This window comes from Candidatus Fermentibacter sp. (assembly GCA_030373045.1).
GTDB lineage: Bacteria > Fermentibacterota > Fermentibacteria > Fermentibacterales > Fermentibacteraceae > Fermentibacter.
In genome coordinates this window covers 1-22,442 of record JAUCPW010000004.1, presented here as the reverse complement: position 1 = coordinate 22,442, position 22,442 = coordinate 1, and the positions used below count along the sequence as shown (strand labels likewise).

The 22,442-nt window shown below is 65.8% G+C and carries 27 protein-coding genes and 2 tRNA genes; 25 read left to right on the top strand and 4 right to left on the bottom strand.

What is annotated here, in order from left to right:
• Positions 1 to 6: 6 nt before the first annotated feature.
• From nusA to QUS11_01240, 17 genes are all read left to right on the top strand, one after another.
• Positions 7 to 1,380: a transcription termination factor NusA gene (gene nusA, locus QUS11_01320; GenBank protein ID MDM7991931.1), complete on the top strand. Its 1,374-nt coding sequence runs from the start codon at positions 7 to 9 to the stop codon at positions 1,378 to 1,380.
• Entirely contained in the window at positions 1,373 to 3,508 is a 2,136-nt protein-coding gene (infB, locus tag QUS11_01315) for a translation initiation factor IF-2 (GenBank protein MDM7991930.1), read from the top strand. Before nusA ends, infB begins: the two co-directional genes overlap by 8 nt.
• 10 nt (positions 3,509 to 3,518) lie before the next feature.
• On the top strand, positions 3,519 to 3,869 hold the full coding sequence (rbfA, locus tag QUS11_01310; GenBank protein ID MDM7991929.1) for a 30S ribosome-binding factor RbfA: 351 nt from the start codon (positions 3,519 to 3,521) through the stop codon (positions 3,867 to 3,869).
• A complete protein-coding gene (truB, locus tag QUS11_01305; GenBank protein ID MDM7991928.1) occupies positions 3,866 to 4,747 on the top strand; it encodes a tRNA pseudouridine(55) synthase TruB in 882 nt (293 codons plus the stop codon). Before rbfA ends, truB begins: the two co-directional genes overlap by 4 nt.
• Positions 4,748 to 4,939: 192 nt before the next feature.
• A complete protein-coding gene (locus QUS11_01300) occupies positions 4,940 to 5,788 on the top strand; it encodes a riboflavin kinase (GenBank protein MDM7991927.1) in 849 nt (282 codons plus the stop codon).
• The gene (gene rpsO / locus QUS11_01295) at positions 5,785 to 6,054 is read left to right on the top strand and encodes a 30S ribosomal protein S15 (protein MDM7991926.1); all 270 of its coding nucleotides are present in this window, start codon (positions 5,785 to 5,787) and stop codon (positions 6,052 to 6,054) included. The genes QUS11_01300 and rpsO overlap by 4 nt, the downstream gene beginning before the upstream one ends.
• A gap of 64 nt (positions 6,055 to 6,118) precedes the next feature.
• The gene (gene pnp, locus QUS11_01290) at positions 6,119 to 8,236 is read left to right on the top strand and encodes a polyribonucleotide nucleotidyltransferase (protein ID MDM7991925.1); all 2,118 of its coding nucleotides are present in this window, start codon (positions 6,119 to 6,121) and stop codon (positions 8,234 to 8,236) included.
• A gap of 13 nt (positions 8,237 to 8,249) precedes the next feature.
• Positions 8,250 to 8,696 carry a dUTP diphosphatase gene (gene dut / locus QUS11_01285; protein ID MDM7991924.1) on the top strand — a complete coding sequence of 149 codons (447 nt, stop codon included), beginning with the start codon at positions 8,250 to 8,252 and terminating at the stop codon, positions 8,694 to 8,696.
• Complete coding sequence (gene lptE, locus QUS11_01280; protein MDM7991923.1) at positions 8,665 to 9,165, top strand: LPS assembly lipoprotein LptE; 501 nt, start codon at positions 8,665 to 8,667, stop codon at positions 9,163 to 9,165. Before dut ends, lptE begins: the two co-directional genes overlap by 32 nt.
• Positions 9,166 to 9,169: 4 nt before the next feature.
• On the top strand, positions 9,170 to 9,565 hold the full coding sequence (locus QUS11_01275; GenBank protein ID MDM7991922.1) for a hypothetical protein: 396 nt from the start codon (positions 9,170 to 9,172) through the stop codon (positions 9,563 to 9,565).
• Complete coding sequence (locus QUS11_01270; GenBank protein ID MDM7991921.1) at positions 9,565 to 9,729, top strand: hypothetical protein; 165 nt, start codon at positions 9,565 to 9,567, stop codon at positions 9,727 to 9,729. Before QUS11_01275 ends, QUS11_01270 begins: the two co-directional genes overlap by 1 nt.
• Positions 9,729 to 10,595, top strand: a complete 867-nt coding sequence (locus QUS11_01265; protein MDM7991920.1) for a membrane dipeptidase — start codon at positions 9,729 to 9,731, stop codon at positions 10,593 to 10,595. The genes QUS11_01270 and QUS11_01265 overlap by 1 nt, the downstream gene beginning before the upstream one ends.
• Positions 10,592 to 11,374, top strand: coding sequence for a hypothetical protein (locus QUS11_01260; GenBank protein ID MDM7991919.1), 783 nt, complete (start codon positions 10,592 to 10,594; stop codon positions 11,372 to 11,374). The genes QUS11_01265 and QUS11_01260 overlap by 4 nt, the downstream gene beginning before the upstream one ends.
• 12 nt (positions 11,375 to 11,386) lie before the next feature.
• Complete coding sequence (locus QUS11_01255) at positions 11,387 to 11,692, top strand: hypothetical protein (protein MDM7991918.1); 306 nt, start codon at positions 11,387 to 11,389, stop codon at positions 11,690 to 11,692.
• The gene (locus QUS11_01250; GenBank protein MDM7991917.1) at positions 11,673 to 12,656 is read left to right on the top strand and encodes an FAD:protein FMN transferase; all 984 of its coding nucleotides are present in this window, start codon (positions 11,673 to 11,675) and stop codon (positions 12,654 to 12,656) included. Before QUS11_01255 ends, QUS11_01250 begins: the two co-directional genes overlap by 20 nt.
• 10 nt (positions 12,657 to 12,666) lie before the next feature.
• Positions 12,667 to 13,650 carry an AmmeMemoRadiSam system radical SAM enzyme gene (amrS, locus tag QUS11_01245; GenBank protein ID MDM7991916.1) on the top strand — a complete coding sequence of 328 codons (984 nt, stop codon included), beginning with the start codon at positions 12,667 to 12,669 and terminating at the stop codon, positions 13,648 to 13,650.
• Positions 13,631 to 14,011 carry a NusG domain II-containing protein gene (locus QUS11_01240; protein ID MDM7991915.1) on the top strand — a complete coding sequence of 127 codons (381 nt, stop codon included), beginning with the start codon at positions 13,631 to 13,633 and terminating at the stop codon, positions 14,009 to 14,011. Before amrS ends, QUS11_01240 begins: the two co-directional genes overlap by 20 nt.
• On the opposite strand, the gene QUS11_01235 is transcribed toward QUS11_01240, so the two are convergent.
• The 3 genes from QUS11_01235 to QUS11_01225 are packed head-to-tail and all read right to left on the bottom strand — an operon-like array spanning position 14,001 to position 15,968.
• Entirely contained in the window at positions 14,001 to 14,489 is a 489-nt protein-coding gene (locus tag QUS11_01235) for a ferredoxin-thioredoxin reductase catalytic domain-containing protein (protein MDM7991914.1), read from the bottom strand. The two genes, QUS11_01240 and QUS11_01235, sit on opposite strands and share 11 nt — an antisense overlap.
• A gap of 1 nt (position 14,490) precedes the next feature.
• Positions 14,491 to 14,775: a glutaredoxin family protein gene (locus tag QUS11_01230; protein ID MDM7991913.1), complete on the bottom strand. Its 285-nt coding sequence runs from the start codon at positions 14,773 to 14,775 to the stop codon at positions 14,491 to 14,493.
• Positions 14,772 to 15,968, bottom strand: a complete 1,197-nt coding sequence (locus QUS11_01225; protein ID MDM7991912.1) for a pyridoxal phosphate-dependent aminotransferase — start codon at positions 15,966 to 15,968, stop codon at positions 14,772 to 14,774. The genes QUS11_01230 and QUS11_01225 overlap by 4 nt, the downstream gene beginning before the upstream one ends.
• Before the next feature lie 121 nt (positions 15,969 to 16,089).
• On the opposite strand from QUS11_01225, the gene QUS11_01220 reads away from it, so the two are divergent.
• The 7 genes from QUS11_01220 to QUS11_01190 all read left to right on the top strand — a co-directional run bounded on the left by QUS11_01220 (position 16,090) and on the right by QUS11_01190 (position 21,134).
• A complete protein-coding gene (locus tag QUS11_01220; GenBank protein MDM7991911.1) occupies positions 16,090 to 16,857 on the top strand; it encodes a nitrilase-related carbon-nitrogen hydrolase in 768 nt (255 codons plus the stop codon).
• Positions 16,857 to 19,250: a C25 family cysteine peptidase gene (locus QUS11_01215; GenBank protein ID MDM7991910.1), complete on the top strand. Its 2,394-nt coding sequence runs from the start codon at positions 16,857 to 16,859 to the stop codon at positions 19,248 to 19,250. The genes QUS11_01220 and QUS11_01215 overlap by 1 nt, the downstream gene beginning before the upstream one ends.
• A gap of 3 nt (positions 19,251 to 19,253) precedes the next feature.
• A complete protein-coding gene (locus tag QUS11_01210) occupies positions 19,254 to 19,616 on the top strand; it encodes a hypothetical protein (protein ID MDM7991909.1) in 363 nt (120 codons plus the stop codon).
• Positions 19,613 to 20,050: a DNA-binding protein gene (locus QUS11_01205; GenBank protein MDM7991908.1), complete on the top strand. Its 438-nt coding sequence runs from the start codon at positions 19,613 to 19,615 to the stop codon at positions 20,048 to 20,050. Before QUS11_01210 ends, QUS11_01205 begins: the two co-directional genes overlap by 4 nt.
• A gap of 42 nt (positions 20,051 to 20,092) precedes the next feature.
• Positions 20,093 to 20,169 (top strand) — tRNA-Ala (locus QUS11_01200).
• 31 nt (positions 20,170 to 20,200) lie between these two features.
• Complete coding sequence (locus tag QUS11_01195; protein ID MDM7991907.1) at positions 20,201 to 20,557, top strand: HU family DNA-binding protein; 357 nt, start codon at positions 20,201 to 20,203, stop codon at positions 20,555 to 20,557.
• 97 nt (positions 20,558 to 20,654) lie between these two features.
• Positions 20,655 to 21,134, top strand: a complete 480-nt coding sequence (locus QUS11_01190) for a YfcE family phosphodiesterase (GenBank protein MDM7991906.1) — start codon at positions 20,655 to 20,657, stop codon at positions 21,132 to 21,134.
• Between the two features lie 26 nt (positions 21,135 to 21,160).
• Here the strand turns inward: QUS11_01190 and QUS11_01185 are convergent, their stop codons facing one another.
• A complete protein-coding gene (locus QUS11_01185; GenBank protein MDM7991905.1) occupies positions 21,161 to 21,568 on the bottom strand; it encodes a hypothetical protein in 408 nt (135 codons plus the stop codon).
• A gap of 790 nt (positions 21,569 to 22,358) precedes the next feature.
• On the opposite strand from QUS11_01185, the gene QUS11_01180 reads away from it, so the two are divergent.
• Positions 22,359 to 22,434, top strand: a tRNA-Arg gene (locus QUS11_01180).
• Positions 22,435 to 22,442 lie beyond the last annotated feature (8 nt).

Genomic DNA, 22,442 nt, shown 5'->3' with positions numbered 1-22,442 from the left:
AACGAAGTGTCGAACTACGACAGGATTGACGCTCTCGCGAGGCTGGTCAGAGAAAAGGGCGTGAACAAGGAGGTCCTCGTCAGGAGCCTGTTCCAGGCCCTGATGAAGGCCACCGAACTCGAGTACGGAAGCCCGCAGGACATCAGGATCTCGTGGGATCACCAGCTCGGCGACGTCAGGCTGGAAGCCGTGATGGAGGTCGTCGAGAACGTCGAGGAGGGCAGCGAGCACCTCCAGATAGCCAGGAAGAAGGCCCGGAAGATCAAGCCCGACGCCGAGAACGGCGAGAAGATCTCGATGCCGGTCGACATCTCCGAGTTCCAGCGCTCATCCGTCAACGTGTTCAGGCAGGAGTTCCTGACCCTGGTCAGGATGGCGGAGCGCGAACAGGTCCAGCACGAGTACGAGGACAAGATCGGCCACATCATCCCCAGGTGCCGTGTCCAGCAGGTCTACAGGAACAGGGTCCTGGTCCAGGTCGCCGGGCGCATCGAGGCCGTCGTGCCCGCCGAGGAGCGGGCCAGGGGCGAGCGCTACAACCAGAACGACCCGATCCTCCCCGTCCTCATCAGGGTCGAGAAGCCCGATTCGATGGAGCCCCAGCTCGTCCTCTCCAGGGCCACGCCTCTCCTGGTCAAGCGGCTCTTCGAGCGCGAAGCCCCCGAGATCGAGGAGGGCGTCGTCGAAGTCCGGGCCATAGCCCGCGAGCCGGGCGTCAGGACCAAGCTCGCGGTGGCGAGCAACGACCACAGGGTCGATGCAGTGGGAACCTTCGTGGGAGTGAAGGGGAGCAGGGTCCAGGCCGTGATGAGGGAGCTCAACGGCGAGAGGATCGACATCATCCCCTGGACCATGGACCGCAGGGTGCTCGTCACCCACGCCCTCCTGCCCGCTACGGTGCTCAACGTCGACCAGACGCGCGAGACCGATCCGGAAACGGGCGAGGAGCGGATCAGGATGATCGCGATAGTCCCCGACGACCACCTCTCCCTCGCCATCGGCAAGAACGGCCACAACGTCAGGCTTGCCGGCGAGCTGGTGGGCTCGAGGATAGACATAGAGACGCAGTCCCTCTGGGAGGAGCAGAAGCGCTGGGAGGAGATGCTCAGGGTCGAAGCCTCCGAGATCCCGGGGATAAGCGAAAAGCTCCTGGAGCGCCTGAGGGTCTCCGGGTACGACTCGGCCAACTCGATAGCGGAGGTCACCGAGGAGGATCTCCTCAAGGTGCACGGCATCGGGCCGGTCAAGGTCGGGCAGATCCATCAGGAGGCCAGGCGTCTGGTAGAGAAGCGTGCCATCGAGGTCGAGGCGCTCAGGGCGGAGCACGAGGCCGGCAGGGCCGCTTCCGACGGAGCCGGACAGGGCGGTGGAGATGACTGAGCAGCAGGCGGAGAAGAAGCAGCGGGTCTACGAGCTGGCCAGAGAGCTCAACATCTCGAGCGAGGCCCTCATCAAGGTGCTCACCGACATGCAGGTGGTCGTGAAGAGCCACATGAGCACCCTGACCGAGGATCAGCGCAAGAGCGTGGTCAGCAGGTTCGAGAAGGAGAAGCAGGAGGCGCGCGACCGCGCGTCGAAGTCCAAGAAGCGCAAGAAGCGCCGCAAGAAGGCGGTCGTGTCCGCAGAGGCGGTCAAGGCTGTGCGCGACACCGTCGCCCAGATGGGCTCGAATGCCGCCCGCAGTCAGAAGAAGCGCCGCAGGCGCTACCGCGAGGAGAAGCAGGAGCGCCACGAGAAGCTGACCGCGTCCGGCGAGGGCGAGGTCCTCCAGGTGACCGAGTTCACCTCCCCCTCCGAGCTGGCGGACCTCATGGACGTGCCTCTCAGCGAGGTCATCGCGAAGTGCCTCGAACTCGGCCTCATGACCACGGCCAACCAGAGGCTCGACGCCGATACGCTCGCGCTCGTGGCCGCCGAATTCGGGCACCACATCGAAACCGTCTCCGAGTACGGCGCCGAATCGATCGAGAAGCGCAGGGTCGAGAAGAGCTGCAGGGAGGTCCAGAGGGCCCCCGTGGTCACGATCATGGGTCACGTCGACCACGGCAAGACCGCCCTCCTCGACAGGATAAGGTCGACCAACGTCATATCGACCGAGGCCGGCGGCATAACGCAGCACATAGGCGCCTACGTGGCGAACGTCGCGGGTGGCAGGAGCGTCACCTTCATCGACACCCCGGGCCATGCCGCCTTCACGGCCATGAGGACCAGGGGCGCCCAGGTGACGGATGTAGTCGTCCTCGTCGTCGCTGGCGACAGCAGGGTGATGCCCCAGACCGAGGAGGCCATCGATCACGCGAAGGCCGCCGGAGTGCCGATAGTCGTGGCGATCACGAAGATGGACCTGCCCACGGCCAATCCCGACTTCATCAGGCAGGATCTGGCCAGCCACAAGGTGCTGGTGGAGGAGTGGAGCGGCGAGGTCCAGTGCGCCGAGGTCAGCGCCATCACGGGCCAGGGCGTGGACGATCTCCTGGACAAGATCCTGGTCCAGGCCGACATGCTCGATCTGAAGGCCTGCCCCGACCGCCCGGCCAGGGCCACGGTGCTCGAGGGCAGGGTCGACCCCTACCGCGGAACCGTCGCCAGCATCCTGATCCAGGACGGGACCCTCCATCTCGGCGACTCGTTCATCGCCGGCCAGTGCACCGGAAGGGTCAGGGCGCTCTACGACCAGAACAACGAGCCCGTCGAGGAGGCCGGCCCCAGCACTCCCATCCAGCTGATGGGCTGCACCGGGGTGCCCGAGGCCGGGGATTCCGTGACTGTGGTCGAGTCCGAGCAGGAGGCGAAGGAGATAGGCCTGAGGCGCCAGATCGTCGAGAGGGAGCGCGAGCTCCAGTCTCACCGGAAGATCACCCTCGAGGACTTCTTCAAGGCCGCCGCCGAAGGCGACAGCACCCTGAGGCTCATAGTCAAGGCCGACGTGCAGGGCTCGGCCGAGGCCATCGTGGACACCCTCACCAGGATGAACACCGACGAGGTGTCGGTCGACGTGATCAGGAGCGGGGCGGGCGGCATCGCCGAGAGCGACGTCATGCTCGCAGCCGCCTCCGGCGCCGTCATCGTCGGCTTCAGGGTGAGGCCCGACTCCAGGGCCCGCGAGCGTGCCGCGGCGAGCGGAGTCGACATCCAGTGCTTCAGCATCATCTACGATGTCGAGGATACCGTCAGGAAGGCTCTTTCCGGCCTCCTGAAGCCCGAGAAGCGCGAGGAGTTCCTGGGTTCCGCCGAGATACGCCAGATCTTCCGCGTCCCGAAGATCGGGACCATAGCAGGGTGCTACGTGGTCGGAGGCGTGGTGAAGCGGAACTCCCGCTTCCGTCTGGTGCGGAACGGCGTGGTCGTGTGGGAGGGCCAGCTCTCGTCCCTGAAGCACTTCAAGGACGACCGCAGGGAGGTCGCCGCAGGCTACGAGTGCGGCATCGGCCTCGAGGGCTATGCCGATCTGAAGTCGGGCGATACCATCGAGTGCTACGAGATAGTCGAGGTGTCGAGGGAGCTCTAGCTCCGATCCGATGAAGGAGAGAAGGTTCCAGAGGCTCACGGAGACCGTCCGTGCAGAGATAGAGGGAATCCTGCGGACCGAGATCGCCGATCCCAGGATAGGATTCATCACCGTGACCCGCGTGAAGCTGTCTCCCGACGCCACCCACGCGTTCATCTTCTTCTCGACCCTCGGCACCGACGAGGAGAAACGCCGTTCCAGGGATGCCATGGAGTCGGCGAAGGGCTATGCCCGCCGCCTGCTGGCCGAGAGGCTCAGCCTCAGGACCGTGCCCGAACTCCACTTCCTCCAGGACAGTTCGATCGAGGAAGGCGAGGAGGTCCTCAGGCTGATGAGGAAGATGGACCGGAAGGATACATGACCCTCGATCCCCGTGGGGGCCGCGGGGCCGTCTACCTGCTGGACAAGCCGTCGGGATGCACCTCGAGGAGGGCCGCGGCGGGAGTCGCACGATTCTGGGGATACCGCAGGTTCGGACATGCCGGGACTCTCGATCCCTCTGCATCCGGAGTGCTGCCAGTCCTCCTCGGGTGTGCGACGAGGCTTTCGGCCTACCTGTCGGGGCACGAGAAGCGCTACTCCTTCGAGGTCGTCACGGGCATCGAGACGGATTCCCTCGATTCGGAGGGCACCGTCGTCGGCAGGGCCGATCCGGTGACTCCGGCCCCCGATGATCTCGCGAGGGTCCTCGAGCGGTTCGAGGGCGTATTCGAACAGAAGGTGCCGGCCTTTTCGGCCGTCAAGATAGGCGGCCTGGCCTCCTTCCGCATCGCGAGGGCCGGCGGTTCGCCCGAAACGCCTTCGCGCCGCGTGACCGCCCGATCCTGGGAGATCCAGTGGATCAGTGACGGGAGGTTCAGGCTCGCTGTCACCGTGTCTCCGGGCACCTACATCAGGGCTCTCGCCTCGGACATCGGGGCGGCCCTGGGCTGCGGCGCCCATGCCGCCGGCATCGTCAGGGAATCGTACGGAGCCTTCACCAGGGCGGAGTGTGCTGCCGGGCCCGATTCCCCCGGCTCCCTGCTCGCCCCGGCACAGGCGATGAGGGGATATCCCGCAAGGGTCCTGACCGGGGAGGAGGCATCCCGGGTGTCGCACGGGAACCCGGTGGAGGATGCCACCGTGGGGACGGTCGCGCTGCTCGAAGGGCCGGGAGGGGAGCTCCTCGCCGTGGGAACCGGCGACGGGCGGTTCATAAGGCCCGTGACCGTGCTCCCGGCATGCCCGGAACGCTCTTGACTCCTTTAACTTTCTCCCCCGGTCCCCGGGCGGGGAGGCAACGTTCACCGATGTACGGGACAGGCAGATCTGTCGTTGATGCTGGTCCGCTCGGAGGTCTGCTCGATTGAAGGTTCTTGCGCTGGGACCGGATTCACGGATGTTTCGCGGGTCCGTTGCCGGGTCTTCGGCCGGACTAGAAGGCGGAACGGATTGAAGGTCCTGGCTCTGGGCGGTTTCGACGGGCTCCACAGGGGCCACATGGCCATCGTGGAGCGGGCTGTCAGCATCTCTCCGGACGCGTCGGTGCTGTGCTTCGAACCCGTGCCCCGGCAGGTCCTGGCCTGCGCGAAGCATGCGAGGTTGACGACGCCCGGCGAAAGACGCAAAATCCTCTCGGAAGCGGGTCTCTGCGGTCTGGTCGTGCACCCCTTCGACGGTGCCACGATGGCCTCGGGTCCGTGCGAGTTCCTGGACGCCATTCTGGAATCATGCTGCTTCGAGCAGATCGTCGTTGGCTATGATTTCGGCTTCGGCTCGGGGAGGGCGGGTTCCGCCCCCACGCTGAGGGCGTGGTGCAGCGAGAGGTCCGTGGGCCTCCATGTGGTCGATCCGGTGTGTCACGGCGGGGAGCCGGTGAAGAGCCGCCGGATAAGGCTGCTGGTTTCGCAGGCCGGGCTGGACGAGGCTGCGGAACTCCTGGGAAGGGAATACTCGGCCCTCGGGGCCGTTTCGAGGGGCACGGGCCTGAGCAGCAAGCTCGGATTCCCGACCCTGAATGTCCGGGTGCCCGAAGCCAAGCTCCTCCCGCCACCGGGGAGCTACGCGGCAACGGTGGATCTGGACGGATCGGTCCGTCCCGCGGCGGTTTTCATACCCCGCGGGGATGCCTGCATCTGCGAGGCTCACATACCGGGCTGGTCGGGAGATGCGTACGGGAGAGCCGCCTGGATAGGGTTCCGGTGGTTCCTGAGGCCGCCCGAGAGCGGCCTGACGAGTGGTGAACTGACAGGTAGGATCGCTCGTGATGTCGAGCGGGTTCTGGAGGTAGTGAAGGGATGAGCATCACAGCCGAGAAGAAGGCCGAGCTGGTGAAGACCTTCGGTGCGAGCGAGAGCGACACCGGCAAGCCGGAGGTCCAGATAGCGATAATGTCCGAGCGCATCCGGGAGCTCACCGAGCACAGCAAGCGCCATCCCCACGACAGCAACGGCAGGCGCGGCCTCCTGAAGCTCGTGGGCAAGCGCCGCAGGCTCCTCCAGTACCTCGAATCCACCGAGGTGGAGCGCTACAGAAAGATCGTGAACGACCTGGGTCTGAGGAGATAGACCCGCGGTCCGTCCCGGCGGCGCCACACGGGCGGCGTCGGGCGGCCATCATGAGAGGAAGAAGATGCCCTTCAAAGTCGAGACGATGGTTGCCGGACGCAAGCTCAGCATCGAGACCGGCCATCTCGCCAAGCAGGCTGATGGCGCGGCCCTGGTCAGATATGGCGACTCCGTGGTCCTCACGGCCGCGGTCTCCGATCTGGAGGCCAGGCCCGGACAGGACTTCCTGCCCCTGACGGTCGAGTACCGCGAGCGCACGTACGCCGCGGGCAAGATCCCCGGCGGGTTCTTCAAGCGCGAGGGCAGGCCCAGCGAGGCCGAGATCCTCGCCGCGAGGCTGATCGACAGACCGATAAGGCCCCTCTTCCCCGAGGGCTACGGCTGCGAGACCCAGGTATACTGCATGGTGATCAGCTCCGACTCCGAGAACGATCCCGACCTGCTGGGAATGATAGGGGCGTCGGCCTCGCTGATGCTCTCCGACATCCCCTGGAAGGGCCCGGTCTCCGCTGTGCGGATCGGCCGCATCAGCGACCGCTTCGTGGTCAACCCCACGCTCGCCGAGCTCGAAGAGACCAATCTCGACATAGTCGTCGCCGTCCGCGGGACCGACGTGGTCATGCTCGAGGGCGGCTGCAGCCAGGTGCCCGAGAGCGTGGTGCTCGAAGCCATCGAGATCGCGAGAGCCGAGGCCATGAGGATCAACGAGCTCCAGCTCGAGATCGTCAGGCAGGCGGGGCGCGAGAAGCGCACCCACACCCCGATCGCCATACCCGAGGGCCTGGCCCAGGCCGTCGAGGCCGTCGCCGTCCCCGAATTCGACGGAGTCTACGGCCACGGGCGCAAGGAGATGTGGGGACAGGCCGTGGACAGGGCTGTCGCCCGCGCCGACGAGCTCGCCGAGCGCTTCGGCTTCCAGCCCGCTGACGACGCCTGGCGGCACGTCCGCGACAACGTGATGGAGAAGATCGAGAAGGCCTATGTCCGCCGGAAGCTCGCGGTGGAGAAGATCCGCTTCGACGGGCGCTCGCCCGACCAGATCCGGAACATCGAATGCGAGATCGGGCTGGTCCCCAGGGCTCACGGTTCCGCGGTCTTCACCCGGGGCGAGACCCAGGCGCTGGTCGCGGCCACTCTCGGCGGCGACAGCGACGAGCAGAGGATCGACGCCATCACTGGCGAGTACACCAAGCGGTTCATGCTGCACTACAACTTCCCGTCCTTCAGCGTGGGCGAGGTCAAGCCCATCAGGGGGCCCGGAAGGCGCGAGATCGGGCACGGCCACCTGGCCGAGCGCGGCATACAGGCCGTCATGCCCGACGAAGAGGCCTTCCCGTACACGGTCCGCGTCGTGTCCGACATCCTCGAGTCGAACGGCTCGTCCTCGATGGCCACGGTCTGCGGCGGCACGCTCTGCCTGATGGACGCTGGGGTCCCCATAAAGGCCCCGGTTGCCGGCATAGCGCTCGGGCTCGCCAAGCACGGCGATGACTACGTAGTGCTGACCGACATCGCCGGTGTCGAGGACCACCTAGGCGAGATGGACTTCAAGATCGCCGGCACCAGGAACGGTGTGACGGCCGTACAGATGGACCTCAAGATCGAGGGCATCTCGACGGCGATGCTGGCCGAGGCTTTCGAGAAGGCGAAGCTGGGCAGGGAGCACATCCTCGGCATCATGCAGGCCGCGATCGCAGAGCCAAGGGCCGAGCTGAGCCCGTATGCCCCCAGGGTGAGCACCACCCGGATCAACCCCGACAAGATCGGCAAGCTGATCGGCCCCGGCGGCAAGATGATCCGCTCCATCCAGGAGGAGGCCGGCGTCAAGATCGACATCTGCGACGACGGCACGGTGCGCATCCTCTCGACCGACTCCACGGCGGCAGCCAAGGCCATGAAGATGGTCGAGGACATCGTCGGCGTCCCGCAGGTGGGCAAGATCTACGAGGGAACGGTCTCGACCGTGGCCAAGTTCGGCGCCTTCGTCGAGATTATGCCCGGCACCGACGGGCTGGTCCACGTCAGCGAGATAAGCAACGAGCGCGTGAACGAGGTTTCCGACGTGCTCAAGAGGGGCGACCGTGTGAGGGTGAAGGTCCTGGAGATCCGGGACGACGGCAAGATCAACCTCACCATGAAGAGGGTCGACGAGGACGCGTCCGGGGAATCCGGCCGCTCCTGACGGCCCGGGCCGCTTGAAGAGGATACTCGTCGAGGTCCTGCCCCACGGGGAGGGGCTGCCCCTCCCCGCGAGGGCGACCGGAGGCTCGAGCGGTTTCGACCTCCTGGCCGCGGTTGAGGATCCCGTAACCATCCTCCCTGGCGGCAGGGCGCTCGTCCCCACGGGGATCAGGGTGGCCATCCCCGAAGGGTACGAATGGCAGGTGAGGCCCCGCAGCGGCATGGCCGCGAAGCTGGGCCTCACGGTCCTGAACTCCCCCGGCACTGTCGACTCCGACTACAGGGGAGAGGTCAAGGTCATCCTCGTGAACCACGGCGAAGGTCCGGCAACCATTGCGAGGGGCGACAGGATCGCGCAGGCGGTCCTCTGCGAAGTCCCGGCCGCGGAGCTGGCCAGGGTGGAGAGCCTTCCCGCGACAGGGAGGGGAGATGGCGGGTTCGGTCACACGGGGCGCGCTTAGTCTCGCGGCTGCCGCCATCCTCGCAGCCTCGGCCGGGTGCGCCTACAGCTTCACGGGCAACCTCCCCGGGCATCTCTCCACCGTCCGCGTTGCCCAGTTCAGGAGCTCCGTCCAGGAATACGGGCTCGAGCAGGAGCTGAACTCGCTCTTCGTCTCGGAGCTGATCTCGGGCGGACGCCTGTCGGTGGTCACCGAGTCCCCGGACGCCCTCGTGGAATGCCAGGTGACGGGCTTCTTCAGGACCCCCTACTCCTTCTCGGCATCGGAGGAGATCGAGGAGTACAAGCTCGAGATGAGGGTGTCCCTAGAGTTCACGGACCTCGTGATGGATCGGAGCATCCTCGACGATGAACCCGTGGACGAATGGATTGTGTATGATCCCGACCTGGAGGAATACTCCACGGCGAAACAGCGCCTCCTCGGCATCGTGGCAGAGGAGATGGCGAGGCGGTGCATCTCTGGATGGTGAAGCAGTGGCAGTGACGGGCATGGCGGGAAGCAGGCGCGGGGCGATCAGGCCCGGCTGCCTCATCTGGGGAGCTCTGGGCCTTCTTGTCGTTGTCATGATCTGGAAGATGGTCGACTTCCATCTCCTCGGTCCGGCGAGCGTGAGGGCGGCGGTCAACGATGCGTACGACTCCGTGAGGGCCTTCAGGGGAACCGAAGTCGAGAGGCGTGCGGTCTGCCGCGAGGCCTGGAACTCGCTTCGCGACTCCACCGACAACCCGCTCGTGCTCCAGTGCCGGGGACCTCTGGGCTGCGACCTCACGTTCACCGACGACAGCATCTACGTCGCCTATCCCGACACCCTCTACTTCCCCCTGTTCGGTGAATACCACAAGGTCTTCCGGATCGGACGCGTCTTCTAGTGGACATATCCACCGAGTGGAGGAACAGGCACCCCAGGGCTCCGCGCCAGTACGGCAAGGTGCTGCTGCTGATCCTCATACTCGCTCTGGTGCTGATCATGATACTCGGTTCCGACACGATCGCATCGGGTTTCACGGCCCTCATCGGGTCTCCGGGAGCCTGATGAAGGGCGGGCGGGACGGCGTATTCGACGCCCATGTCGACACGCTCCTGAAGGCCGACGATGCCTCCTGGGTCACCGGCGGTTCCGGACAGATCCACTTCGACCTGCCCAGGGCGGAGGCTTCGGGTGTCGGAACGGTCGTGGCGGCCATCTGCGCCGAGGCCTGGAAGGATCCGGCGAAGGCATTCCGAAAGGGCATGGACGCCTGGAAGGGCATCGGCTCGACGCGCGTAGAGATCCTGCTCGGGCTGGAGGGATGCGAATCCATCGCCGCGGGCTGGATCACCGACGACGAGCTCGCGTGCGTCTCCATCGCGAGCCTAACATGGAACGGCATGAATTCCTACGGCGGCGGGATCGGCACCGACGAGGACCTGACGCCCGCCGGGAGGAAGCTCGCCGGCAGGCTCATCAGATCAGGCATCCTCGTGGATGTATCGCACCTCTGCGACAGGTCGCGGGCTTCGGTGCTCTCGATGGGTCTGCCGGTCGTGGCGACCCACTGCAACTGCAGGCGCTACTGCGACATCCCGAGGAACCTGCCGGACGACGACATCCGTGAGATCGCCCGCCTGGGCGGAGTGGTCGGCATCACCCTCGTTCCCGACTTCCTGGGGGCCGACGCGGGGATGGGAACGGTGCTCGACCATGTCCGGCATGCCGTGGACGTCGCAGGCATCGAGCACGTCGGTTTCGGCAGCGATTTCGACGGGGTGACGAACCTGCCCTCGGGCATCACGGGCTGCGAGTCGTGGCCCTCGATCCTCTCGTACCTGGCCGGCGCCGGTTTCAAGGAGATCGACGTGCACAGGATGGCCGGATCCAACTGGAGGCGCGTCTTCAACCAGATCAGGGGGCGGCGTTGAGATACCTCATCCTCGCGGCGCTGGCGGCGGTTCCCGCCTTCGCTCAGACACAGTTCGAGTTCGGCGTCGTCGAATCCCTCATCGAGGGCGATCCCTTCGTCAGCGTGATGAGGATAGACATCTCGGCCGGTACGCCGGCCCCGGGGTGCAACACGCTTGAGATATCCACCCGCGCGGGCCTCGACCTTCGCGGAACCGGACTCTCCCTCTGCGTCGACACCGTGGGCTCCTCGGGCATGACCTTCCAGGGCCAGAGCCTGTTCGACATCGATCTGCTCTCGGCACCATTCGACAGGGTGCTCGACGTCATCCTCGCGAAGGACGCCGAGTTCCCGTCGACCGGCATCACCCACGTCAGGCTCGATCTCGTCTCGTACGACGACATGAGCTGGGTCTCGCTCTCGTTCCCTCTCGGTCTCGCCGACAGCCTGCGCAGGGGCCTCGTGGACAGGGAGCAGTTCTGGTCCATGGCCGACGTGTCGATGCTCGAGGTCGGCACCGCCTCCACGCCCCTAGAGTTCCGCCCGCCTCTCGCGTTCCAGCTGTCCGAGTCCCGTACGGTGACCGAAATCGTCGAGGAGCCGGTCGAGCGCGGCGGTCAGGCGTGGAAGTCGCTGATCCTGCCGGGATGGGGCCAGATCTCGTCGGGTGAGGGCATCGGCTGGGTCAACCTTCTCGTCGAGGCAGGCGCCGTCGGGCTCTACCTTTCCGACTACGAGGAGGAGGGGCTGGCGGTGCTGGGAACCAATCACGTCATCAGCTTCTTCGACCTTCTGTAGGGAGGCGCGGATATGAGAGGCTTCGCCAACATCATGTTCTTCCTGGCCCTCGTCTCCTGGACGGCGGCCTTCTTCACCGGCCCGGCGAACGGGATGATCTGGAAGGTGGGGGGATACTCGCTGTTCATGGCCGGGCTCGGCGTGTTCCTCCACCTGCTGGCCATCGTCTTTCCCGGATCCGCTCCGGTCCACAGGCCGGTCAGGAAGAGCGACCTCCGCAAGTGCCGCACCTGCGGCCGGCCGGCGATTCCCGGCTCCGATCTCTGCAAGTACCACACGGACGAGATGAGGGCCCTCGATGGCGGAGGGATGCGCTAGCAGAATCCGTCCGGGCCGCCTGCTCCCCGCGGTCCTCGTCCTGTCGCTCGTCCTGGCGGCCGGGTACAGGATACTCTCCGGGAGAGGATCGGAAGTCGAGGTCAGGCGGTCCTTCCCTGCCATGGGCACCATCGCCGGCCTCATCGTGGTGGCCGACGAAGCCTCGGCCGACTCCATAGCCGACTGCATGGCCGCTCTCGTCACGGCGCTCGACCGCGATCTCGATCCTGAAGGCACGGGCTCCCTCGGGCGACTCGACGCCACGGGATCGTGCATCCCGTCGCCCGACCTCGCCAGGCTTACAGCGCTTTCCCGGGAGCTGACGGCATCCACCGGCGGAAGGTTCGATCCCACGATACGGCCGCTGGTCGAACTCTGGGGGTTCGAAGGCACGCCCGCGGTTCCGGAGTCGTCGTCGGTCGACTCCGCGCTGGCCCTGTGCGGATGGAGCCGCTTCTCCGAAGACGGGCGCAGGCTGGTGGCGGAGCCCGGCTCCGGGCTGGACATGGGTGCGATAGCCGCCGGATACGCGGCGGACAGGGCCTACGATCTCGCAGTCGGCATGGGTGCGCGGGCCGTGCTCGTGGATATGGGCGGAGAGATACGCTGCGGCGGCAGGATATGGCGCATCGCCGTCCGGCATCCCCGTGGCGACGGTTTCTACACCGTGATCGAGACGGACGGGGGAGCCGTCTCCACCTCCGGCGACTACGAGAGCTTCTTCATCGAGGACGGCAGGCGCTGGTCGCACATCCTCGACCCGGCGACGGGCTGGCCGGCGGCCGTTCCGGCGTCGGTCACGGTGATGCACGACAGGGCCGACATGGCCGATGCCCTCTCGACAGCGCTGGCGGTGGCCGGATCCTCGATGAGACCCTGTGAGACAGGGGCTTCCGGGGTGCTCGTGCTCACAGAGCTGCCCGGCGGAGGCCTCGGGGAGACCCGGTACGGCACCCTCGACTGATCCGCGCTGGGTGACCCGGGCCGGTGACGCGGACGGGAACGGTGGCGCGTGGCGCTGCCTGCTCTGCCCGAGGCGCTGCCTCTGGACTGCGAGGGAGCCACTCGGCAGGTGCAGGGTCAGGGGCCTCTCGGGAGGATCGCCCTCCCTCCCTGGATGGGGCAGGTGCGTCGGCATCTCGGCCGATCCCATCGAGAAGAAGCCCCTGTATCACTTCCATCCCGGGACGATGGTCCTGTCGACGGGTCCGGCGGGATGCAACCTGTCGTGCAGCTTCTGCCAGAACTGGGAGATCTCCCAGCAGGAGAGCCCCACCAGGCTCGTCGCCCCGGCCGACCTGGCCTCCGCGGCGGTCTCTGGCGGCAGCTCGGGCCTCGCCTTCACATACACCGAACCCGTCGTGTGGCTCGAGTACATAGTCGAGACGGCTCCGATCGTGCGGCGTGCCGGCGGGTTCATCGTGATGGTCTCGAACGGCTACGTCGAACCGGGCCCGCTGGACGAGCTCCTCGAAGTCACCGACGCGTGGAACGTCGACCTCAAGGGCTGGCGCGACAGCTTCTACCGAGGCCTGTGCGGCGGTTCGCGGGAACCCGTCCTGCGTTCGATCGAGAGGATCGCGGGGTCGGGCAGGCATCTCGAGGTGACGTTCCTGCTCATCCCCGGCGAGAACGACGATCCGGCCGACTGGCCCGAAATGGCCTCCTGGCTCTCCGACCATGCCGGCCGCGCCACGCCGCTGCACATCTCGCGGTACTTCCCGCGCTACAGGATGGACAGGCCGCCTACCCCTCCGGACACGATACGCAGGGCTGTGGAGGCGTTCTCGAAGCGGCTCGATTTCGTCTATCCCGGCAACCTGGGCGGGGAATGCGACACCCTTTGCCCCGAGTGTGGGACAGTATTGATAGAAAGATCGGGTTATTCCGTCAGAATAGCAGCAATGTCATCGGGACGCTGTATGAAATGTGGCAGGGATGTCGGCATCGTCACGTGAATGGCCGCTCTTCCGCCCCGCCGATCTGGTTCTATACGCCTTCCTCGCTGCACTGACGGTTGCGCTGGCTGGCGGCGGCACGGGTGGCGCCTCGAGGCTGATGGTCCACTCGCCCCATGGAGAGTCTTCGTTCGACCTGGGCAGGGACACCTCGTTCACCGTGGAAGGGAGGCTGGGCCCCCTGGCGGTCGAGATCTCCGGGGGACGGGCGAGGATCGTGTCGTCACCATGCCCGGGGAGGCAGTGCGTGGAGGCGGGATGGGTGACGGAGGCAGGAGAGTGCTCGGCCTGCATGCCGTCGGAGGTCTGGATATGCATCGAGGGAGGGCCCGGAGGGGCTCCCGACGCCGTCACCCACTAGAACGCCCGATGAATATCTCGAACCTGTCCCTGCCTGCCTTGCACACCGGGCATACGCCGGGAGGATTATCCCTTGCACATAGATAGCCGCATACACGACACCGCCATACCGGATATGGAAGACCTGAGCTAGGAATAGTGTCCCTCTCGACGGACGGACCTCCCGTGGGTCTCCTCTCCGGCACCGGGGCGGCGTTCCCTTCGCCCCGGGCGATCTCCGAACTGACGTACAGGGCGCAGTAGCAGCTTCCGAACTCGTCCAGATCGGCATCCCTGTAGTCGCAGGGGCAGACGATATCCCGGTCGGCCTTCGCATCACCGGATGCCAGCCTGCACGGGCAGGCCGGGTAGCCGTACCTTGCGGTGTTGAGCGCGAGCCCCTGTGCGAGTTCGAGGGCGAAGGCACGGTCGGGGTTGATGGAGTACCCGGAAGCCTCCGCCTCGTTCGTCAGCTTCGAGAGAAGAGCCTCCGGCTCCATATCAGCCAAGGGCCTCTCTGAGGGCCTTCTCGTCGAAGCCCGTGATGACCCTGGCTCCTCCGATGACGATCGTAGGGAACGACCTGCGCGGATTGAACGCTGCCATCGCCTCGACCGCCTCGTCCCTGTCCGCCGGTTCGAGAAGGTCGACGTATATGTAGGAGTACGCGATGCCCAGCGAATCCAGGTACTGGCGAGCCCTGCGGCACCATACGCATGTGCTCAGGGCGTACAGCAGGACATCGCCCGCATCGCGCCCTTCGACCCTGGCCGGGAAGGCGCTCATCGCACCTTTCTGCCGGGGTATGCCTTCAGGCCCTCGCGGAGCACGGCCAGCGCAGTCCTCATGTTGTCCTCCTTGAGGACGTAGGCGATGCGGATCTCGTCGGTGCCGAGCCCGGGGGTGGCGTAGAAGCCCGCGGCGGGGGCGACCATCGTGGTCATCCTGTCGAAGCTGAACTCGTCGAGCATCCAGGCCGCGAACCTGTCGGAATCGTCGACAGGGATCCTTATGGTGGCGTAGAAGGCGCCCTCGGGCTTGAGGAAGAACACTCCCTCGACCCCCTCGAGCTCCGAGACCAGCACGTCGCGCCTGTTCTGATAGGTTCTCGCGACGTCGGCGAAGTATTCCTCGTGCAGGTTCTCGTACATGTAGGCCGCGCCGTACTGCGCCAGCGTCGGGGGGCAGAGCCTGGCCTGCCCGAACCTGCCCATCCCGTCCATGGCCTCTGCGTTCCTGCACACGATGTTACCCAGCCTCGCGCCGCACGAGCTGAAGCGCTTCGAGATGGAGTCCATCACGATGACCCTGTCCTCCATGCCCGCGAGCTCGAGCGTGGACTTGTGGACGCGGCCATCGAAGGTGAAGTCGCGGTAGACCTCGTCCGCGAGGAGGAACAGGTTGCGCCTGGTGCAGATCCCGGCCAGGCGGTCGAGCTCCCCGGCGGTCAGCACCGTCCCGGTCGGGTTGTTGGGATTGCAGATCAGGATCGCGCGGGTCCTGTCGTTGATGACCTTCTCGATCGCCTCGTCGGGAGGGAGGTGGAAGCCGTCCTCGACCCTCGAGCTCACGGGTACGAGCTTCACCCCGGCCATCGTGGCGAAACCGTTGTAGTTCGTGTAGAACGGCTCGAAGCACACCACTTCGCCGCCGTCGTCGCACACCGCCATCATGGCGAAGATCACTGCCTCCGAGCCGCCGGAGGTCACCATGACGTGCGCGGGCTGCACGTCGATGCCGGCGCGCCTGTAGTAGGAGCAGATGCCCTGCCTGAGCTCGGGTATGCCCACGCTGGGGCCGTAGGCCAGCACCTGGGGGGTTCTCCTGCTCATCGCATCCCAGTAGTCGGAGGGCGTGGGTATGTCGGGCTGGCCGATATTGAGGTGGAAAACCTCGATTCCGCGCTTCTTCGCGGCATCGGCCAGGGGGGTGAGCTTGCGGATGGGCGATGCCTGTATGAGCCTTGCGCGGCTGCTCACTGCGGGGGAGGCCAATGTTCTCTCCTTCCGGATTGTCCGCATGCGGCGGTATCCTCGTATATTGACGCGAGACTGCCGTGGAAAGCTATCCGCTCCAACCCGGAAAGGCAATAGGGCAGGCATGATACTCCGTCTCCTGGAGCAGGACATCGCCGGCACGCCCCCGGAGGCCGAGGAGCAGGCCGTCGAGGCCGCCTCGATCAGGCCCCTGCCCGACGCATTCATGCTCCCCGAGCTCTTCACCACGGGCTACGTCCTCGACAGGCTGCCCGGGCTGGCGCTGGACGGAGATGTCGATCCCCTGCCGCTTGTAAGGGCATTCTGCGCGCGCGAGGGAGTCTGGGCCGTGGCGGGGACCCTTCCCGTCTCCACTCCCCGCGGCATCGTGAACCGGCTCCATGTCATCTCCGGTGAAGGCGCCGTCGTGCACTGCACGGAGAAGGCCCATCTCTTCAGGCTCATGGGCGAGGACTCCGTCTTCACGCCGGGCTCGCCGTCCGGCACGTTCGTGACTCCCTGGATGGAGGCGGGCGCGGTGGTCTGCTACGATCTGCGGTTTCCCGAGCTCTCCCGCCGCCTCGCCCTGGCGGGGGTGCGCATGATCTTCGTCCCCGCCGAGTGGCCCGAGCCCCGGATGGAGCTCTTCAGGTGCCTCCTGCGGGCCAGGTCGGCCGAAGCCCAGATCTTCACGGCAGGATGCAATCCCGGAGGGGAGCATCTCGGCGTGAGGTTCGGCGGCGGCGGGGCCGTCTCCTCTCCTTCGGGGGCGCTGCTGCAGTGGAGGGATGTCGCGCCGGGCGTGCGCGACTTCGATATCGATCCGGAAGAAGTGCCGCGGGTGCGGCAGAAGATCGACTGCCTGTCGGACAGGCGTCCGGAGGTCTACTGATGAGGTTCCCAGCCCTGGCCGCACTCGCCGTCCTCCTCTTCTCCGCCGGTGCCGGCGGAGCCGGAGACCTGACGCTGACCTGGACCATGCCCCTGGACGACCTCTCGATCCAGGACGGCGCCTTCGGCGAGAGGGTGACCCTCCCCGGCGCCTCCCCCTCGGGGCATCCCGGAGAACCGGCCCTGCCGGCCGTGCCTCTCCTGGTCGCGCTGGCTCCCTGGACCGGGGTGGATTCGGTGTCGATCGTCTCCGTCGAGCGCACGGCGCTCCCGGGGCGCCATGACATCAGGCCCATGCAGCACGCAGTACCCATCTCCCGGCCCTGGGACTTCTCGCCGGTCGCCCGTGACGCCGAAGCATATTCAAGGGAGACCGGCGCCCCCGTGCTGTCACTCTCGGGCGGCGGCTCCCTGTTCGGCTATCCGGTTGCAGGCCTCGTGGTGAAGCCCCTTTCCTGGAATCCCTCCACCGGCAGGCTTTCGGCCGTCACCTCGCTGACGTTCACGCTCCACTGCTCGGCCGATCCCGACGGCTGCGCCCCCGCCGCGAGGAGTGCGGCCTCCGAGCGCACCGCAAGGGAGCTGGTGGCGGCATCCGTCCTCAACCCCGGCGACGTCGGTCCTTCGGGCGCGGTGATCCTCGATTCGCGCGACCTGCCCTACGGCGACTACCTCATCATCACGTCCGAGGCCCTGTCGGGCGCCTTCGAACCTCTCGCGGCCTTCAAGACCGAGATGGGGATACCGGCCTCGATCGTCACCATGGAGTACATCCAGGCCAACTACAGCGGTGTCGACGGACCCCAGAGGATGAGGCACTTCCTGCGGACCGTGTGGGACCAGGGAGCGCCCATGTACGTCCTCCTGGGAGGCGACGTCGACCAGGTCCCCGCGCGCAACTGCTGGGCCACCGCAGAGGGATACGTCGACTATCCCGCGGCCGACATCTACTTCAGCGACATGAACGACACGGCGCCCGGAGCCGACGCCTGGAACTTCGACAACGACGGGATCTGGGGCGAGATAGGCCAGGACGTGATGGACTATCATCCCGACTACCTCGTGGGCCGGGCCGCCTGCTCCACCACGGCCGAGGTGGGGATCTTCACCGGCAAGGTGACGGCCTACCAGATCCCCTCGGTCGACTCGAACGACACAGATCCCTGGTACACGTCGATGGGGTTCACCACCGCGATCCTGTGGACCGACCCCGCCTTCTGCCCGGGCTCGGCCGGCAAGGAGAAGGTCGACACCCTCTACACCCCGCCGGCCTGGCAGCCCGTGGTGAAGCATTATGAGGAGAACGGCACGCAGAGCCACGAACTGTCGATGGAGATGCTCAACCGCGGCATGCAGCTCGTGAACCACGCCGGACACGGCAGCGAGACGCTCGTATCGATCGGCGACGCCTACGGCTATCTCACCACGAGCGACTTCCAGGGCCTCACGAACATCTCGGCCCACGGCCGCGTGAGCATCTGGAACTCCCTCGCCTGCCTGGCCGGCTCGTTCGACACGTGCGACTGCCTGGCCGAGTCCTGGCTCAACGCCCCGAACGGCGGCGGGTTCTGCATGATGAACACCCGGTACGGATGGGGCGAGCCCACCGACCCGGGCAACCAGTGGTCCGACCTCGTCGACCAGCAGTTCTTCGCCGAGTTCTTCGTGAACGGCGTCTATCACCTGGGTGCGGCGCACGCGCTGGCCTGGGACGAGTTCATCCCCCTGATCCCCACCGACACCCACTATGACTGGATCGCCAAGTCGATCACCCTGTTCGGCGACCCCGAACTGCCAATGTGGAGCGAGGTGCCGCAGGGGGCTCTCTCCATGGACTGCCCCGCACACCTGGACGTGGGGGCGCAGACTGTCACGGTGACGCTCTCCGACGCCTTCGGGCCGGTGGAGGGGGGCAGGGTATGCATCCTGGCCGGGGAGTGGGACGATCCCGCCGGTTATGCCGTGGGCTTCACCAACGCAGCCGGACAGGCCGTGATCGACGTGACGATCGATGGCGCCCCGGGTACCGCCACCGTCACGGGATGGGCCAGGAACCATGCACCCGTATCCGAGGACCTGCTCGTCTACGGCGTGGGGATAGGCGGCGGGCCGTCGCCCTTCTCGACGTTCCTGGGTGCGCCGTCGCAGAATCCCGCCCTCGGGTCCGTGTCCTTCCGCTGGGGGATAGCCCAGGGTGGCGGCACGGTGGAGGTCCTCGACCTGGCGGGCCGGGTCGTCGACGTGATCCTGGTGAGCACTTCCAGCGGCTCCGGCGAGGCGGTATGGAACCTGGAGTGCGGAGACGGTTCCGAGGCCCCGTCGGGAGTGTATGTCGTCAGACTCTCGACCGGCACGGGCGAAGCGGCCACCAGGCGCATCGTCGTGATGAGGTAGGACATGCGCATCACGCTGATCGCGGCACTGGCCCTGGCAGCGCTCCTCGCAGTCGCCCCCGGGTGCGACGGTTTCAGGAACGAGGCCGAGACCCGCCAGTGCCGGGCCAACATGAACTCGCTCTCGACCGAACAGGCCCTCTATCGGACGACCAACGGCCGCTGGGCCTCCTCGATCGCGGAACTCGACCGTTTCTCCGGCAGGACCGTACCCCTTGCGTGCCCGTCCGACGGTAACGGGTACGTCATGGAAGCGGGCGGAGACGGATACACCGTCACCTGCCCGTGCGGCGAGCACGGCTCGATAGAGACGGGAAGCCCGAGCTGGACTGCCGGCGGGAGCATCGGAGGGGGTGGCGGGGGTTGAGGGTCCTGAACGGCGGGAGTTACCCGCTCCTGAGATTCGACAGGGGTGAGCGCTTCCCGGAGGCCCTGGCCGCGTGGTGTGCGGAGACGGGCGTCGGTGGAGCCGTGCTGCTATGCGGGGTCGGCATGATGGCCGACGTCGAGCTGGGAGTGTACGACGGCTCGGCCTACCGCAGGCGGGTCTTCCCCGGGCCCGACGAGGTTCTCTCGCTCTCCGGAAACGTCTCGATGCTCGACGGGAAGCCGTTCGTCCATGTCCACGCGGTCCTCGGCAGCCACGAATTCGAGGCCAGGGGAGGGCACCTCTTCGGGGGCACCGTGGCGGTGACCCTGGAAGTGGCTCTCCGCATTACGGATACGCCTATGGAGAGAGGCGAGGCCCAGGGAGCCTTCCGGCCCCTCCAGGCTCCAAAAGGTGACATTGCAGATACTTGACAGTTTCGCCGAGTGCCTTATCTTGTGGTGCTTTTTCCCGGTGGGGCTGTAGCTCAGTTGGTATGAGCACTTGACTGGCAGTCAAGGGGTCACGGGTTCGACTCCCGTCAGCTCCACCAGGTCCCCCTTTCCGGCGTGCGATTCCGCCGGGTGTGTCATGAAAACGCCGTCACGCCAGGGCGGCAGGGGTTCAATTGCCGCGGGGGCGTCGCGGCGGTCAGGAGGATCGAGATGACGAAGGCCGACATCGTTTCGAGCATCGCGGAAACCACCGGCCTTACGAAGAAGGAAGTTGCCACCGTGGTCAACCAGTTCTTCGCCGAGGTTAAGAAGGCCCTTGCTTCCAACGAGCACATCGAGGTCAGGGGCTTCGGTACATTCAAGGTAGTGAGCAGGAACCAGCGCAAGGCGCGCAACCCGCACACCGGCGAGGCCGTGGTCGTTCCCAAGCGGCTCGTCCCCGTCTTCAAGCCCTCGCGGGCCGTCAAGGAAGAGGTGGCCAAGTAAGTGCCTAACGGCAGGAAGCGCAAGCGGCTGAAGATCGCGACGCACAAGCGCAAGAAGCGTCGTCGCGCGAATCGGCACAAGAAGAAGATCCGTTAGCTTGAGAATCGTCGTTCTCTCGGACACTCACGTGCCGACGAGAGCGTCAGGGATCCCCGGCAGGGTTTACGAGGAATGCGCGAATTGCGATCTCGTCATCCATGCCGGGGATTTCGTCGAGTCCTTCGTGCTGGAGGACCTCGAACGCCTGGCGCCCGTGCGGGGCGTGCTGGGCAACATGGACGGCTTCGACCTGTCCAGGCTGCTCTCTCAGAAGCTCGTGTTCGAGCTCGAAGGCTCGAGGATCGGCCTGATCCACGGCTGGGGCCCCCCGTGGGACCTCGAGGCGAGGGTCAGGAAGTCCTTCGATGTCGAGCCTGACATCATCATCCACGGCCATTCCCACGAATGGCAGGAGAAGTGGACGGGGGAGAAGCTCCTCCTGAACCCCGGCTCCGCCTCTGGCGGCCACGGTTCCTCGTTCGCCGTCCTCACGCTCGAGGAGGGGGCGCTCCCCTCTGTCGAGAGGATCTCCCTCTAGTACCTTCCGATCTCAGTTCGATCGGCTCAGAAGCACGACTTGATCTCGGCCCATGTCTGGCCCTGCAACGCCATCGGACCGGAGACCGTAACCTGGAGGAGGGAGATGGTCCAGTCTACCGAGGCACCACCCCCGAAGGCCGATGCGGATGCCCTGAAGAGGAAGGTGATCTCCTGCCCGGCCGATGCGGGGAATGCCACCGAGTATGAAGCCAGATTGTCGATGCCGTCCCTGGCCGGGAATCCCCAGGAGTCGGAATCGAACAACACAGTGTAAGCTACTCCGTCCAGATATGCCTTGGCAGAGACAGTAGCGTAGGCCTCGCCGGTGGAGAACCATCCATCCAGCTCGTATTCGCAGGTCAGGCTGACGAGCACCGAGTCGGTCTCCATGGGCAGGACGATCGGCGCTGAATCCGATTCCAGGTCCGCCATGTTCGACACTGGCGGACCCCCCGACGCCCCGACCTGGACACAAGCCCCTTGAGGACCGAAGGTCCAGTCCGGCTCATCCGCGGTCCATCCGGGCGGCAGACTCTCGAATGTATACGAATAGACGACGTCGGCTGAAGCGAGTGAGGAGGCGAGAGCCAGAAGTGAAACCGATAGTTTCATCACGGCAACTCCTTACTCCTGAATAATCGGCACTTCCTAGTATATTAGAATGCCCCCGGATGACAACATCGGCCTCGAGGCCAGAACGCTTCATCCCGCTCATCTCCGCGTCCGCGGAGATGAGCAGGCATGACAGCGATTCGCCAGCTATCGGTATCCTTGAACGGCGAGTCGCGAGAATGCCGGAGCGTACTTCCTCAGACGATGCCCGAAGGGTTTTCCTCTGCAGCCTCTTTCGGCATCGCTGCTTTCCTGCTTTGATTCAAACTCGTTTTCATGCCCCCGTAACGCTCATCTCCGCGTCCGCGGAGATGAGCAGGCCCGTCAGTGGTTCGCCAATCTGCGAATACCGTGTCTGGCGAACCGCGAGAGGGCCGGAGCGTACTTCCTCAGACGATGCCCGAAGGGTTTACCTCTGCAGCCTCTTTCGGCATCGCTGCTTTCCTGCTATAATTCAAGCTCGTTTTCATGCCCCCGTAGCTCAATCCTTGAGCACCGCAAGAGCGGTGCGCGCGAAACGGAAGCGACAGCATGGTCCCGGAGGGACCTGCGAAAGCGATCGAGCCTTTCGGGGGCAGCGATATTCTGGTTTTGTCCTGGTTCTATCGGTGCCCCCGTAGCTCAGTTGGATAGAGCGTCGGCCTCCGGAGCCGAAAGCATGGGTTCGAGTCCCGTCGGGGGTACCATACTGGAC

Excerpts from the sequence above, each read along its gene's own strand:
- QUS11_01255 (MDM7991918.1), top strand. The coding sequence starts at position 11,387 with ATGAGAGGCTTCGCCAACATCATGTTCTTCCTGGCCCTCGTCTCCTGG.
- pnp (MDM7991925.1), top strand. The coding sequence starts at position 6,119 with ATGCCCTTCAAAGTCGAGACGATGGTTGCCGGACGCAAGCTCAGCATC.
- lptE (MDM7991923.1), top strand. The coding sequence starts at position 8,665 with ATGGCGGGTTCGGTCACACGGGGCGCGCTTAGTCTCGCGGCTGCCGCC.
- QUS11_01210 (MDM7991909.1), top strand. The coding sequence starts at position 19,254 with ATGCGCATCACGCTGATCGCGGCACTGGCCCTGGCAGCGCTCCTCGCA.
- QUS11_01220 (MDM7991911.1), top strand. The coding sequence starts at position 16,090 with ATGATACTCCGTCTCCTGGAGCAGGACATCGCCGGCACGCCCCCGGAG.
- QUS11_01265 (MDM7991920.1), top strand. The coding sequence starts at position 9,729 with ATGAAGGGCGGGCGGGACGGCGTATTCGACGCCCATGTCGACACGCTC.
- rpsO (MDM7991926.1), top strand. The coding sequence starts at position 5,785 with ATGAGCATCACAGCCGAGAAGAAGGCCGAGCTGGTGAAGACCTTCGGT.
- rbfA (MDM7991929.1), top strand. The coding sequence starts at position 3,519 with ATGAAGGAGAGAAGGTTCCAGAGGCTCACGGAGACCGTCCGTGCAGAG.
- QUS11_01185 (MDM7991905.1), bottom strand. The coding sequence starts at position 21,568 with ATGGCGGACCTGGAATCGGATTCAGCGCCGATCGTCCTGCCCATGGAG.
- infB (MDM7991930.1), top strand. The coding sequence starts at position 1,373 with ATGACTGAGCAGCAGGCGGAGAAGAAGCAGCGGGTCTACGAGCTGGCC.
- QUS11_01215 (MDM7991910.1), top strand. The coding sequence starts at position 16,857 with ATGAGGTTCCCAGCCCTGGCCGCACTCGCCGTCCTCCTCTTCTCCGCC.
- QUS11_01230 (MDM7991913.1), bottom strand. The coding sequence starts at position 14,775 with ATGAGCGCCTTCCCGGCCAGGGTCGAAGGGCGCGATGCGGGCGATGTC.
- QUS11_01235 (MDM7991914.1), bottom strand. The coding sequence starts at position 14,489 with ATGGAGCCGGAGGCTCTTCTCTCGAAGCTGACGAACGAGGCGGAGGCT.
- QUS11_01250 (MDM7991917.1), top strand. The coding sequence starts at position 11,673 with ATGGCGGAGGGATGCGCTAGCAGAATCCGTCCGGGCCGCCTGCTCCCC.
- QUS11_01240 (MDM7991915.1), top strand. The coding sequence starts at position 13,631 with ATGTCGGCATCGTCACGTGAATGGCCGCTCTTCCGCCCCGCCGATCTG.
- truB (MDM7991928.1), top strand. The coding sequence starts at position 3,866 with ATGACCCTCGATCCCCGTGGGGGCCGCGGGGCCGTCTACCTGCTGGAC.